The following is a 13,227-nucleotide window of genomic DNA, read 5'->3' as shown; positions in this document are numbered from 1 at the left end:
ACCAGTCGCACCAGGCCGAGCCGCGTTCCTGCACGGTCCGGCGGAGCCGAGCGGCAGCAGCGTGCCGGTTGGCTCGTCGACGTCCACGTACTCGCCTGGTGCGGACACTCGCCCGCCCCTCATACGCCCCGTAGGGGGGCTTACAGCGGCCCCGGTGCGTAGCGGGCTCGGTGCAGTCGATACAGCGCATGTGCGTCCCCCTGTGTTCAGTTCTGGTCTGTCAGCGCGAGTGACCGCAAGAGGCACATGCCGGGACCCATGGGCTGCGTGCCCAAGGGCATGAGTTCACTCGCGGTGGCGTGCCCGCCCCCGGATTCGAACCGGGGAACTCTGCCGATTGGGTACGGCGCACCTCTAGCCGTTGGGTCAGCGGGCATGGTCGTTGTCCTCGCCGGCGAACCGGTCCGGACAACGTGGGGGACCGCACGGCTTCACGGCTGTGCAGTCCCCCGATCGCGTTGCCACACGACCCCAGTGGCCACCCTGTGAGGGTGCGTGGTGCTCGGGCAACGCTTGTTCCGAGAGTGGGCACTCGGACCGCCGTGTTCCCCGTTGGGGTGGGTGCGCGGTAATCCCGCTCTCATAAGTTGTAGGGACGGAAGGTTTCCCGTGCCCTGGCCGCTGGAGCAGCGGGCGGGCACATCGCCCTTCCACGTACCCAAGCAGTAGAGACCAAGAGATTCCCGAGGGTGCCGAACGGTGCCGAAGTGTCGGCCGTGACCCCGATCTCTCTTCTCTCTTATTTTTTCTATGTGTTTCTAAAAAATACAAAAACTCGTCACCTCAACACTCTTCGCCTCGCTGTTGGTCGGCCCTGCCCCGAGGGTGGGCTGACGTGCAGCCCCAGGAACGGCGTGTACGCCCGCCTGCGGGCATGGGAGAGCCCCGGTGATCTTTCCGTGGACCATCCGGGGCTCTTGAGGGGCGTAGCGGGCGCGTGGGGCTATGCGGCGACCAGGTCGCGGGCTGGCTTGGCCAGGCGCACACTCGCGCCCTCGGTCGGGGAGTCTCCGCGCGTCTCGGACTCCAGCGCCGTTGTTACTCCGTCAAGGGCTTCCGCTGCGGGGTCCAGCTCTCCGCGCATGGTGAAGTCCACGCGTCGTACGTCGAGCTTGCGCCACCCTCCCCGGACACCGCGCCGCACGTCGAGCCGCACCCCCGCTTCAACGAGCATCGCCCGCCGCCCCGCCGTGTCCTTCTTTGCCCACTCGTGCGCGAACGTCCTTCCCGTATGCGTCACGATGCGCTGTGGCTCGACCCTTTGCGCTGCCTCCAGTGTGGCTATGCGGTTGTCGAGCGCATCCGCCCGTCGCTGCCACTCGGCCGCAGCGTGCTTGGATTTCTGGCGTCCCTCTTGCTCCTGGTGCTCCGCGAACTCCGCAATCGTGGCCAGTAGTTCGGGCTCGGGGTCGTACCCGGGAATCTCGACTACGTGTGTCGTCTGGACTGGACCGACCACACGCAGGAACTCGGCTTCAACGTACTCGTCCACCCACGATGCCCGGATGTTCGCGGGCAGCGCGCACAGGTCGCCCCGGGCGTGGCTGTTGCACTTGTAGAACGGGTTCACGCTCGCACCGTTCTTGGTCGGCTTGGACAGGTACATGCGGCCCCCGCAAGAGTCGCAGTGGATCACGCGCAACAGCAGCGCGTCCGTGTCCTTGCGCTCTCCGTTGTCGATGCTGCGGGAGTCGAGCAACGCGCCGATGCGGTCGAACTCGGTACGCGTCATGATCGGCGTTTCCGTGCTCATGATCGGGTCGCCCTCGGCGTCGCGCACGGGCTTGCCCTTGTGCATCTTCCAGCCGAGCAACGTCGGGTTGCGGAGCATCCGGGAAATGACAGCGGGGGTCCACTTGAACACGTTACGTACGACGTGCGACCCCTTGGCCCCGCCGGTCTTCCCGCCCTTGTCGCGCTCCATCTTCACGGCCCAGTGATCACGCGGGCTCGCCTTACCGTCCACGTTGAGACCGGCAGCCACCGCCGATACGGTCGCCCCCTCCAACAGCTCTCGGACGATCCGTTCAATGATCGTCACCGCGTCGGGGTCGGGTACGAGCGTCCACCCGATACCGCCGTGTTCCTTGGGCATGGGGGCGGGCATGTAGCCGTACGGCGGACGACCACCGCCGCGCCACCGAAGCGGCATCTTCCGGATGGCAGCCATGGCGCCGGTAACGCGGTCCGTGATGCTCTGCGACTCCACCTGCGCCGCAAAGGCAAGCATCATCATCATGAGTTCCGACGTGGGGTCCATCGGGTTGCGGAAGTCAAAGACGAGCTTGCCCCCGCCGATGCCCTCGGCAAAGACCAACATCTTTCGGTGCTGCTTTGCCCACTTCGCAAGGTCATGCATGTCGCTCATGGACCGGATGGCACGGTCAAAGCGCCACCACACCAACACGTCGTACAGCTCGGGCCGAGCGAGCCACTGACCGAGGGCGGGACGGTCGAACGGAGCAATCTTGGACGCCGACACGTCCAGGTCTACGGCCTCGCGGACCGCGTCACCGGACCCAAAGTCGATGTTGAGTTCTGCCGCAACTTTGTCGTCGGCCTCGCGCTGCCGCTCGGGGCTGGTGGTCTCGTCGGTCAGCACGGACAGGCGCACGCACCGCACACCCCGGAGGGTCCGCGTTTCGAACGCTGTGCCCGCGAGAGGGTTCCGGGGTTCCTGTGTTGTCTCCACACTTCCTGTGGGGAGCGGACGTTGCCTAGATTCACTCTTCTGCATACCCCTTGTAGGGACGGAGAGGTTCCCGCTACCGGGCTTGACCAGGGCCGATGCCACCATGCCGACACTCCAGAACGTCTAGTTCTGGGCGTTGGGAGACCCGGAGGGCAACGAATTCTGCGTCGGCGCATCCCCGGCCTGAGGCCGACCGTCGCCCAAAGGGACGACGAGCGCGAGGCGACTCGGCGCGTGGCGTGAACGCGCTGAGCGCCGAGGACGCGCTCAAGACCCCGGGCCGAGACCGCGCGTGCCGTGCAGGGCGCCCGGGGCACGGCAGCACGCCCCGGTGTGACGCGTCTCAGTGAAGGTGAACCAACGTGAAGCTGTGACCAGCGGTGGGTCAGATTGAGCGAGACGGCGTGGAGGTGTCTGTCTCGCTCAATCTGAGCATTCTCACGACGTCCGCCATGGTGACGACGACATGGATAAGGGCCGTTTCCATCCATGGGCGGGTGATCGAGCGTGGCCGGTAGTCGAGCTGGAAGGTGCGTTCGAACTCGGCCAGAATCGTGGGGCCTGCCTTTTCGCCCAAGGTGTTCGCTGCGTGCCTCAGCGCCAGTGACGCGACCAGAGCGGTGAATCGTGCGAGCTGAGGGAAGCGGGTAACGCGTCTGAAGCGGTGGTGCGGGCCGAGCGGCCTCAGGTCGTTGATGTCAGTGAGGGGGAGCCGTTTGAGGAGTGCGACGGCGCCGTTGCGAACGAGGCCGCGTCGGTCCAGTTCTGCCCAGTGGCGTTCACAGACTCGGTAGCACTCCGCGATGAAGCGCTGGCCGTGCCGTCGTTCCAAGCGGTTGATGAGCATTTGCGCCCGGATGACTTCGGGGACCGGAGCAAGGTCGATCTGCTGCCCGATGGCTTTCACGCCCTCGCTGTGCCAGATGCCGTGGCGGAGGCATACCAGGTCGTAGTGGGTGGGCGCATGGACATGAACGGTTCCGGTGCCGCCGGCCTGCCAGACGCAGCGGCGGCAGGCGAAGCGGGTGATCACATCGGGCGTTCTGGGCGGCAAGGCGATGCCGGGCTCGTAGCAGCGGAGTTCGGGGAGGGCCCAGACCAGGGAAGTGCGGGGCTGGCCGCTGAGGAGTTCCAGCAGCTCCAGGTCGTTGAGGGGGCATCGCAGCCAATGTGAAGGGGTGCGCAAGATGTGAGGGGTGGTCCTGTTCGCCGAGGCGAGGCGGGAGATGTATGAGTCAACGGTCTCGTTGGGGAACGGGGTGACGGTGCCCGGCAGCGGACGGGTGATGACCGGGGTGAACGGCAGCGTCGTGACCAGCCTCGCGGCGGAGCGGGTCATCCGGCCTCGGCCTCTCCGCGGTAGTCGCGTTCGCTGGCGTGGTCGACGCGAAGCTTGTGGAGTTGGCGGCGGGTGACGCGTTCGCTGCCGTCGAGGATCGCGGAGATGGCGGCCAGACGGATCAGGTGGGACAGGCTGCCGATCATGCCTCCGGTGCGCTGGTGGAGGTAGTCCGCCAGTTCCACCAGGGTGCCGGGCTTGTAGTGGTGCAGCCGGAGGGTGGCTTCCATCTGTGCCACCAGGCCCTCCCACTCGGGGCCCTTGGGGAAGGGGCCGGTGTGCAGAAGGGTGCAGCGGCCGGCGATCTGGTCGCCGCGGATGCCGGTGAACAGCCCGGAGTGCTCGACGTCGATCCCGGCATAGATAAAGGTGGCGGGCAGGTGCTCGGTGAAGTACTTGAGGTGGTCGGACAGTTCCTCGCCGGCCGTGGTGGCCAGGTTCATCAGATGGATCTCGTCGACCAAGACCAGGTCGGTGCGGGCCTCGATGAGGATCTGGCAGACCGCGTTGGTGACGTCTGTGGTGTTGGCCCGGGGCGTGATCGACGGCAGGCCGAGGAAGCGGGCGAACTCCATCGCCAGCTTGCGGGCCGATCCCTTGGGTGGGGCGGTGACGTAGACGACCGGGATGCGCCGTCCTCCGGGGTAGCGCTGGCGGACACGCAGTTCGTGAAGGCGGCCGAGCTGTTTGAGCGCGGTGGTCTTCCCCGTGGTGCGTTCCCCGGAGATGATCAGGCCCCGGCGGGCTCCCTCCTCGCGCCGGTTCAGCAAGGTCAGCAGCCGTCCCTGGTGGGCGACTTCCCTGACGGTAGAGGTGCGCACGACCTGGAGTTCTGAGTGGTGGTCGATGCGGGCCTCGTCATAGGCGGTTCGCTCGTCGTCGTCCATGCCCTCCCACCGCTCCAGGGAGACAAGTTCGAAGTCCGTGACGTCCTTCTCGACGAACCGTCGCCATCCGCTCAGCGAAGTGGGCGGCTCGGCCCGCTCGTTATCGCCCGGACCCGGCTCTTGCTTGTCAGGGGTGTTCACCACCATCGTTTTGCCTCCTCACGAGCGTCGAAGATGCCCAGCGGCACCACTTTTGCCAACTCCTCGCTCTCATCGGCGGCTTCGGAGTCTTGCGCCGGTTCGGCTGGGAGCGCTTCAGAGGTCACGGGGGGTTTGGGACGAGGCCAGGCCGGCTGGCTGGTGGCACGGGTGCGGCCAACGACCTTGCGGTCCCGCCGTTCAGCTGTCCGGCTCGTCCTTTTGCGCCGCTGGACAGGGCGCTCTTCGGGACCGCCGGCGGCCCGGTCCAGCAGTTCGGCCGCGGCCTGCGAGACTGCTTCCTCGTCCGGCCTGCGCTGTTCTCGTTCGGCCAGCACCTCACGGGCCCGGCCGAAGACCAGCTCACCCATCGGGACGGGCGAAGTCCGCAGATGACGCCAGGTCGCAGTGATCCAGCCCGTGCCACGGTGGTTGCGCACCCAGACGCAGGAGATGTCGTAGGGGTCGTAATGGACCTCCCAGAGCCTGCCGTCCGGGCCTGCCCCGGAGGGCTGGCGCCGATAGGGGCCGAGGGCGGGGGAGTCGTAGGTGCGGTTGTTGATCCGCACTCCGCCGGGACCGATGACCCGCCATTCGCGGGGCATGAGCTGGATGTACTCCTCCGGGCTCAGCGCGACCGGCACGTATCCGGCCGCCGCCACCAGCGCGGCGTACTTCTCGTTCGGACTCAGCGGGCGGTCCGGCATCAGAGGGTCCCGCAGCCCGCCATGCGGTCTGGCCTGCCATGTCGAGACGACCCATTCCTGGAGCAGTTCCTGGAGTTCGTGGATGGACCAGACCGCCCGTGCGGACGGGTCCTTGCCCCGCATCTCGGCACTGCGGCCGGTGTAGCCGGGCAGATCCTGCGCGAACATCGTCGCCACCGACCCCAGAGTGCGTTCGATGTGCGGCTTGTCGGTCGGGGTGTCCGGGTGCGCGGGCTGGAACGAGATCCCCAGGTGACGGCAGGCGTTGCGGAAGTTGTCCGAGATGAACGCCTTCCCACGGTCGCTGACCACCGTCTCCGGGACGATCACCGGCTTCGCGGCGGCCTTCGACAGCCTCTCGTCCAGCGTCAGCAGCGAGGCGTAGGGCAGCACCGACCGGGACATGCGCAGCGCGTCCGACCAGCCCGGCCGCACCACCTCGGGCGCCATCGCCCGCGCCAGCAGCAGCGCGGCGTCCACCGCCTTCGTCGAGGGCCGCAGCACCACCGCGGCCAGCGTCCGCGTCGCCAGGTCCACCAGCCCGGTCAGCTCGCAGCGGTCCACCGTCCCGTCGTCGTGGACGACCATCACATCCAGCGGCGTGGAGTCGATCTCCATCACCTCACCCGGCCGCGCCGCCGTCAGCTGCCCGAACATCCCCTTCGGCTGTTTGCCCAGAGAACGGCGGGTGCGGGCCGAGCCCAGCAGATGCTGCCCTGTCGAGACCGCCTCCAACAGGCGGTAGAACGTCGCCCTGGAAGGCATCGGGACCACTCCCGTGCCGTGCTCGGCCGCCAGGAGGCGTTCGACGTTGCGCTGCAGCACCTGCGCGGACACGGTCGGCTCGTCGGTCCGGCTGCTGACGATCTTCTCGATCGCCTCGACCACCCGAGGATCGGCCCGGCTCGTGCCGGTGGCGGGCTTGCGCCGCCGACCGTCCACCAGACCTGCCACTCCTTCGCGTTCGAAGCGCGAGCGCATCCGGCGTAGCGTGCTCAGGCCCATTTCCTCGCCGGCTTCCCGCAGTTCCGCCAGCTTGGCCAGCTCCCGCTGGCGCAGAGAGCGCACCGCCGGGTCGTACTCGGCCTTCACCGGCGCGCAGGCGTCCACGTCCGGGCGGCCCGTGAGCAGCTCGGTCAGATGTCTGCGCCACCACTCGGCCCGCTCCACCGTCTCCTCGGACAGCCCCTCCAGCACCCCGGCGTCCGGCAGCGGCGGGCGGTTCGACATGGTGCCGAGCACGGCGAAGCCCTCGGAGGCCAGCAGGTGCCCCAGCAGCACCACACTGGGAGCCTGGGCGTCGTCCACCAGCCTCACCGAGGTCCCGTGCAGGGCGGCAATGGTGTGCTCGCGCCCGTCGTAACAGACCCGGTCACCCAGCGACAGAAGCTGCGGACGCGTCGGCACTGCCGCCCACCTCCTTCGCGACAACAGACGCGGGGTGCACGCGCGTGTCCGCCGATAGCAACCGGCCTTCCAGGTCAACGGCCAGCTCATGGCACCACAGCATGTGGTAGAGCACCGGCAGCGTGGCGATCGGGTCTCCGACTTCCCGGACCCCCGTCAGCAGGCCCTGGGGCTCCGCGAACACCGCCCGCAAGGCTCCAACGACCTGCTCGTTCCGCACCCGTGGGTGCCGGTAACCCGACAGCCAGCGCAGATTCGCCGCCAGCACGGGACCGAGCACCCCGACCCGCTCGAAACCCCAGCCGACCCGGGCGCAGGCAGCGGCCGTCGCCGCGAACTTCACCGCGTCCGCAGGCTCGATCCGGTTGTCGGGACGCACGTCCAGCACCACCGCTGTGCCGTCCCGGCAGCGTACGAAGTAGTCCGGCGTATGGCGGATGCGCCGCACCCGGCCTCCGCGCCGCCACGACAACCGGAACGGCTGCGAGGCCACGGCCACTACGTCCGGCCCGGCGTCCAGCCGCATCAAGTGCCCAAGCTCCACCCACGACTCGTAACCCACCAGGTCAGCACTGGTAGCAGCCCAGTACCAGCCCGGGAAGTTCCGTTGCCCCCGGTACGACGGGAACCCACGTACCTGTCCGGCCGCCTCGAAACGGACCGGCCACATCACCTCAAGCGGCCCACCATGCAGCTTGCCGCGGGAATCGACGTACTCCAGCCAGAAGTCCTCCGCCTCCACCAGTCACCCCCACTCGGCACCGACTTGGTACGACGACCGTAAGAAGCCGGGTGGCGCGATGGGCCAGGAAGAGCGAGACAGATCGGCAAATGGTCAAGATTGACTGAGACGAGCGACCAGATGGCTCAGAAAGACCGAGACCGGCCCACCATCAGTGAGACGCGTCACGGTGCTCGGATCGTGGGCAGGCTCACCCGCGGGTGGCGTGGAACACTTTTGCAAGCAGGCGCTTGCAAAAGTTAGCGGTCGCGCGCAGGATGGCGGCATGGCATCACTCAACGTCGGCAATCTCGGCGAGTACCTGCGGGAGCAGCGGCGCACCGCGCAGTTGTCGTTGCGCCAGCTCGCCGATGCCGCCGGGGTGTCGAATCCGTATCTGAGCCAGATCGAGCGCGGGCTGCGCAAGCCCAGCGCCGACATCCTCCAGCAGCTGGCCAAGGCGCTGCGGATCTCCGCGGAGACCCTGTATGTGCAGGCCGGGATGTTGGACGAGCGGGAGAGGGAGGAGCTGGAGACACGTGCGGTCATCCTGGCCGACCCCTCGATCAACGAGCGGCAGAAGCAGGTGCTCCTGCAGATCTACGACTCGTTCCGCAAGGAGAACGCGATCGACGCCGAACCGGCGGTCGGCGCGGACGGTGACGGCGGCGACGGCGGCGGGGCCGTCGGCCGTCCGGGGCCCGATGTGCCGCCCGCCGGCCCAGCAGCCACACCACCCTCACAGTGATCCGGGAGGACACAGTCATGGCCATCACCGATGACCTGCGCAAGACCCTCACCGACCCGAAGCCCCTTTACTTCGCCGCCGGAACGGCCGAGCTGGCCGTCGCGCAGGCCAAGAAGGTGCCCGGTCTGATCGAGCAGCTGCGGGCCGAGGCGCCCGGCCGGATCGAGGCGGTACGGAACTCCGACCCCAAGGCCGTGCAGGACAGGGTCAGCGGTCAGGCCAAGGAGGCCCAGGCGACCGTGCAGGCCAAGTTCACCGAGGTGATCGGGGTGATCGACACCGATCTGAAGAAGTTCGGCGAGACCGCCCAGGATCTGGCCCTGCGGGGCGTGGGTGTGGCCGCCGAGTACGCGGTCAGGGCCCGGGAGACGTACGAGAAGGTCGCCGAGCGCGGCGAGCAGACCGTACGGTCCTGGCGCGGTGAGGCGGCCGACGAGATCACCGAGATCGCCGTCGCCGTCGAGCCCGAGCCCACCCCGGCCCCGGCCCCCGCGCCGGAGGCCGTGGCTGCGGCCGAGGCCGCGCCCAAGCCCGCCGCCGCGAAGAAGGCCGGGCCGCGCCGGTCCGCCGCGAAGAAGGCCGACCCGGCCGAGTAACCAGCGGTTACGTGTGCACGCGGGCCGGGCACCTCCACGGTGTCCGGCCCGTTGTCCAGGTACCTTTGCTGTTCGGTCCGCGATTACTCAGGAGGTGCTCAGCATGTTGATGACGGGGTTCAACTCGCTCGTCTCCCTGCTCAGCCTGGTCATGCTCGTCCTCGCCATCGTCGCGCTCTTCTTCTCCGCGACGGCCAGGGAGGACGCCTACCGGGCGGCTGACAAGCAGACCAAGATGTTCTGGATGATCATTCTCGGGGTCACGGTCGCCGTGAACCTCCTGGTGCCGATGCTGTTCCTGCAGATCGCCGGGCTCGTCGCCACGATCGTCTTCCTGGTGGACGTACGGCCCGCCCTCAAGGCGGTCTCCGGTGGCGGCCCCCGCAAGGGCGGCTCCAGCAGCGACGGCCCGTACGGCCCCTACAACGGCGGGCGCTGAGGCCGACCGCGCGGTGTCGGCCCGGCAGCGCGCGGCGGCTGAGCGGGCCGCGGCCGTGAGCGCCGCGCTTACGCGCCCCGGTCCAGCAGGAGCACCGCCACGTCGTCGGTCAGCTCCCCGCCGTTCAGCTCCCGCGCTCGGGCCACCGCCGCCTCCAGCAGGTCGTCGCCGCTCAGCCCGCTCGCCAGCTGGCTGTTGATCATCTCGACCATGCCCTCCTGACCCAGCCGCTGCTTCGAGCCGACCCCGACCCTGCCCTCGATCAGCCCGTCGGTGTACATCATCAGGCTCCACACCCCGCCCAGCTCCACCTGCCTGCGCGGCCAGCGGGCGCGCGGCAGCAGCCCCAGCGCCGGACCACCCTCCTCGTACGGCAGCAGCTGCGCCGCCCGCCCCTTCCGCGTCACCAGCGGTGACGGGTGCCCGGCCAGGCAGAGGCCGGCCCGTCGACCGTCGGGCGCGATGTCGACCGTGCAGAGCGTCGCGAAGATCTCCTCGCTCTCCCGCTCGTGCTCCAGCACCTGCTGGAGCGTCGACAGCAGCCGGTCGCCGCAGAGCCCCGCCAGCGTCAGCGCCCGCCACGCGATCCGCAGCTCCACGCCGAGCGCCGCCTCGTCCGGGCCGTGGCCGCAGACGTCGCCGATCATCGCGTGGACGGTACCGTCCGGCGTACGGACCGTGTCGTAGAAGTCGCCGCCCAGCAGCGCCCTGGACCGCCCCGGCCGGTAGTGGGCCGCGAAGCGCAGGTCCGAGCCCTGGAGCAGCGGAGTGGGCAGCAGGCCGCGCTCCAGCCGGGCGTTCTCCTGGGCGCGCAGCCGCGACTCGGTCAGCTGGCGCTGCGCGACGTCCGCGCGCTTGCGTTCGACGGCGTACCGGATGGCGCGGCTCAGCAGCCGCCCGTCCAGTTCGTCGCGGAAGAGGTAGTCCTGCGCGCCGACCCGGACGGCCGCCGCCGCCCGCTCGGCGTCGCCCTCCGCCGCCAGCGCGAGCACGGCGTGCCGGGGCGCGAGCCGCAGGACGTGCTTCAGCGGCGCCAGACCGTCGCTCGCGTCCATCCCGGGGATACCGGGCAGCGCCAGGTCCACCAGGATGCAGTGGATGTCGTCCGTGAGCAGCCGCTCGGCCTCGGTGAGGTTACGGGCGGTACGGATACGCAGCCGGATGCCGCTTCCCTCCGGCTGATCGGGCGGGTCCGGCGGCTCGGGCGCGGTGAAGTCGCCCGCAGGGTCGGCCTCGATCACCAGGAGCGTGAGTTCGCCGCCCTTGGCGGAGGCCGCGGCGGTCCGCGTCTCGGCGTGCGCGCGGCCGAGGATCTCGGGCCGGCCCGGGTCTCCTGCCTGGTCCGGGTCTCCTGCCTGGCCCGGGTCTCCTGCCTGGTCCGGGTCGCCGTTCAGATCTGGCTCTGCGGTCAGATCTGGGTCTGCGGTCCAGCTCGCGTCTGCGGTCCAGCTCGCCTCTCCGGTCCAGCCAGGGGCTGCGGTCCGGCCCAGGTCTCCGGTCCCGCCGGGTTCTCCGGCCGGGCCCGGCACTCCGGTCCAGCCCGGCTCTCCTGCCTGGTCTCGGCTCTCGGCCTGCCGTCCCTCGGGCGCCGGTCCTGTGCGCTGCCGCGGTACGGGTACGGGTACGGGTACGGGTACGGACATCGGTCTGGGTTTCCTTCCCTCCCCCCGAGGGCGCGGTGGGAGCGACGGTCGACGCCCCACCAGACCGGGACCATAGCGGTAGCCGCCGCCCCAGCGGAATGGTCCGCGGCCGAAGCGCCGCCGTCATATGCCGTATCCCGTAACGCATCACGCGCTATTCGGCCACCGGCGCCCATGACAAACATCACGTGCGGCACTACGGCGTCGGGACGGTGGCGCGTCGTATGTCGGCCGCGTCGTTTCCATGGACTTTTGGGCGGATTGGCGGCTGGTCCGCGCGAGGCCGCCTCCCGCCCGGGACGCCGTCGGGACTCCGTCCGGGATTCCGCCTCGGATTCCGTCGGGGACTCCGTCCGGACTCCGACCCGGGACTCCGTCCGGACTCCGACCCGGGACTCCGTCCGGGCCCCGACCCGGTCAGTTGTCGGGGCGTACGACCCCGAGGATGACCATCGAGCCCGCGCCCGCGAACGTCACGGTCCGGCCCGGCCTCGGCGCGTGCACGATCCGGCCATTGCCGACGTACATGCCGACATGGCTGGCGTCCGAGTGGTAGATGATCAGATCGCCGGGCCGCATGTTCTTGATGTCCACGCGCGGCAGCAGCCGCCACTGCTCCTGTGAGGTGCGCGGGATAGGGCGGCCGGCGGCGAGCCACGCCTGTGACGTGAGCCCGGAACAGTCGTACGAGGACGGTCCCGCCCCGCCCCAGACGTACGGCTTGCCTATCTGCGCCGTCGCGAACTCGATGGCCTTCCTGCCCTGTTCGCTCGCTCCCTGACCGACGGCCCCTGCCGACGCGGTCAGGTCGACGGCGCCCGAGTCCAGCCACGCCGTCTGCGACCGCCGCGCCGCCGCGCTGTCCAGCCGCGCCAGCCGCGCGCGGTCCTTCTCGGCGAGGCTCGCTTCGAGCTTCTTCGCGGCGGATATTCGCTTCTTGATCTCCTTCTCCGCCTTCTCCTTCTTCGCCCTGGCGGCCTTGAGCTGCTGCCAGTGCGTGCTGGAGTCGGCGGCGTAGGTCTTCAAGTCCTCCTGCTGCCGCGTCAGTTCGAGGAGGAGATCGCTGGTGGCCTTCTGGCCCTGCTTCATCCGTCCCATGCCGTCGAGGAAGAGCTGCGGGTCCCCGGCCAGCATCAGCCGGGCCTCGGGTGGCAGTCCGGCGCTCCGGTACTGGGCGCGAGCGGCGGCGCCCGCGCGGGTCTTGAGGGCGTCGATGCGCTGCTGGACGGTGACCAGCTCGCCCGCCAGGTCGACGACCTCGGCCGACTGCTTCTTCACCAGTTCGTCGGCGAGGTTGTAGGCGTCGGTGGCGGAGGCGGCCTTCTGGTAGAGGTCCTCGATCTCCTGGCGCACGTCCTCCAGGGACTTCGTACCGGACGCGGACGGAACCGGCATCCCCGGCGGCAGCTCGACCGGCGGCGGGGCCACCGGCGAGGCGGAGCCGGTGGGCGCGGGCGGGGGAGCGGCGTACGCCCGCTGTGTCAGCAGGTCCGGCGATGCCAGTACGGCCAGCGCGCAGACCAGACTGGTCGCGGCAGCGGCACAGCGACGTCGGTTCACAGACTCCCCCTCCGGACCAGGCCCCGCCTCGCGCGCCGGAGCCTTACCTGACTCACCGTCAGTAACACGTTCCCCTGTGGTGATCGTGCCATGTTCCCGTTCAAAGAGACAGAGTCGGAAAGGCAGACGCGACGAGACGGGGCCGACGCGGGCAGGGAGCCGTATCCGGCGGAGGCAGAGGCACGGAGTCGAAGGGGCAACTGCGACAGGACAGTTCGACAGGACAGTTCAACAGGACAGTTCAACAGGACAGAGGGGCGGAGCGGCATGTGGGTTGCGTCGCGGCGCCGGGACATCGTCCCGCCTGGCACGGCCCTTCCTGGTGACGCGCCCCCAGTGTCCCCGCCCCC

At 69.3% G+C, this 13,227-nt stretch carries 10 protein-coding genes and 1 tRNA gene; 3 read left to right on the top strand and 8 right to left on the bottom strand.

Annotated elements, in window-relative coordinates:
* Window positions 1-299 precede the first annotated feature (299 nt).
* The 6 genes from DVH02_RS35300 to DVH02_RS27405 all read right to left on the bottom strand — a co-directional run bounded on the left by DVH02_RS35300 (window position 300) and on the right by DVH02_RS27405 (window position 7,912).
* Window positions 300-376, bottom strand: a tRNA-OTHER gene (locus DVH02_RS35300).
* Between the two features lie 567 nt (window positions 377-943).
* Window positions 944-2,623 carry a recombinase family protein gene (locus DVH02_RS27425; protein ID WP_233518498.1) on the bottom strand — a complete coding sequence of 560 codons (1,680 nt, stop codon included), beginning with the start codon at window positions 2,621-2,623 and terminating at the stop codon, window positions 944-946.
* 454 nt (window positions 2,624-3,077) lie between these two features.
* Window positions 3,078-4,031, bottom strand: coding sequence for a hypothetical protein (locus tag DVH02_RS27420; protein WP_114626545.1), 954 nt, complete (start codon window positions 4,029-4,031; stop codon window positions 3,078-3,080).
* A complete protein-coding gene (locus tag DVH02_RS27415) occupies window positions 4,028-5,065 on the bottom strand; it encodes an ATP-binding protein (RefSeq protein WP_114626544.1) in 1,038 nt (345 codons plus the stop codon). Before DVH02_RS27415 ends, DVH02_RS27420 begins: the two co-directional genes overlap by 4 nt.
* Window positions 5,056-7,170, bottom strand: coding sequence for a Mu transposase C-terminal domain-containing protein (locus DVH02_RS27410; protein WP_114626543.1), 2,115 nt, complete (start codon window positions 7,168-7,170; stop codon window positions 5,056-5,058). The genes DVH02_RS27415 and DVH02_RS27410 overlap by 10 nt, the downstream gene beginning before the upstream one ends.
* Window positions 7,136-7,912 carry a TnsA-like heteromeric transposase endonuclease subunit gene (locus DVH02_RS27405; RefSeq protein ID WP_114626542.1) on the bottom strand — a complete coding sequence of 259 codons (777 nt, stop codon included), beginning with the start codon at window positions 7,910-7,912 and terminating at the stop codon, window positions 7,136-7,138. The genes DVH02_RS27410 and DVH02_RS27405 overlap by 35 nt, the downstream gene beginning before the upstream one ends.
* A 265-nt stretch (window positions 7,913-8,177) precedes the next feature.
* Here DVH02_RS27405 and DVH02_RS27400 point away from each other — a divergent pair, with 265 nt between their 5' ends.
* From DVH02_RS27400 to DVH02_RS27390, 3 genes are all read left to right on the top strand, one after another.
* Window positions 8,178-8,639 (top strand): helix-turn-helix domain-containing protein, encoded by a 462-nt coding sequence (locus tag DVH02_RS27400; protein WP_233518497.1) that lies wholly within the window; start codon window positions 8,178-8,180, stop codon window positions 8,637-8,639.
* Between the two features lie 17 nt (window positions 8,640-8,656).
* Complete coding sequence (locus DVH02_RS27395; protein ID WP_114626541.1) at window positions 8,657-9,235, top strand: hypothetical protein; 579 nt, start codon at window positions 8,657-8,659, stop codon at window positions 9,233-9,235.
* A gap of 103 nt (window positions 9,236-9,338) precedes the next feature.
* Complete coding sequence (locus DVH02_RS27390) at window positions 9,339-9,674, top strand: DUF2516 family protein (protein WP_114626540.1); 336 nt, start codon at window positions 9,339-9,341, stop codon at window positions 9,672-9,674.
* Between the two features lie 68 nt (window positions 9,675-9,742).
* On the opposite strand, the gene DVH02_RS27385 is transcribed toward DVH02_RS27390, so the two are convergent.
* The gene (locus tag DVH02_RS27385) at window positions 9,743-11,317 is read right to left on the bottom strand and encodes a response regulator (protein WP_233518496.1); all 1,575 of its coding nucleotides are present in this window, start codon (window positions 11,315-11,317) and stop codon (window positions 9,743-9,745) included.
* A gap of 417 nt (window positions 11,318-11,734) precedes the next feature.
* Window positions 11,735-12,877 carry a C40 family peptidase gene (locus tag DVH02_RS27380; RefSeq protein ID WP_114626539.1) on the bottom strand — a complete coding sequence of 381 codons (1,143 nt, stop codon included), beginning with the start codon at window positions 12,875-12,877 and terminating at the stop codon, window positions 11,735-11,737.
* Window positions 12,878-13,227 lie beyond the last annotated feature (350 nt).

Source organism: Streptomyces corynorhini (assembly GCF_003346515.1).
GTDB classification, from domain to species: Bacteria; Actinomycetota; Actinomycetes; order Streptomycetales; family Streptomycetaceae; genus Streptomyces; species Streptomyces corynorhini.
The sequence above is the reverse complement of the archived record's forward strand: the minus strand, read 5'-3'. Positions and strand labels throughout refer to the sequence as shown.

Coding starts and splice junctions, on each gene's coding strand:
- DVH02_RS27420 (WP_114626545.1), bottom strand. CDS start 4,031: ATGACCCGCTCCGCCGCGAGGCTGGTCACGACGCTGCCGTTCACCCCG.
- DVH02_RS27415 (WP_114626544.1), bottom strand. CDS start 5,065: ATGGTGGTGAACACCCCTGACAAGCAAGAGCCGGGTCCGGGCGATAAC.
- DVH02_RS27400 (WP_233518497.1), top strand. CDS start 8,178: ATGGCATCACTCAACGTCGGCAATCTCGGCGAGTACCTGCGGGAGCAG.
- DVH02_RS27385 (WP_233518496.1), bottom strand. CDS start 11,317: ATGTCCGTACCCGTACCCGTACCCGTACCCGTACCGCGGCAGCGCACA.
- DVH02_RS27395 (WP_114626541.1), top strand. CDS start 8,657: ATGGCCATCACCGATGACCTGCGCAAGACCCTCACCGACCCGAAGCCC.
- DVH02_RS27390 (WP_114626540.1), top strand. CDS start 9,339: ATGTTGATGACGGGGTTCAACTCGCTCGTCTCCCTGCTCAGCCTGGTC.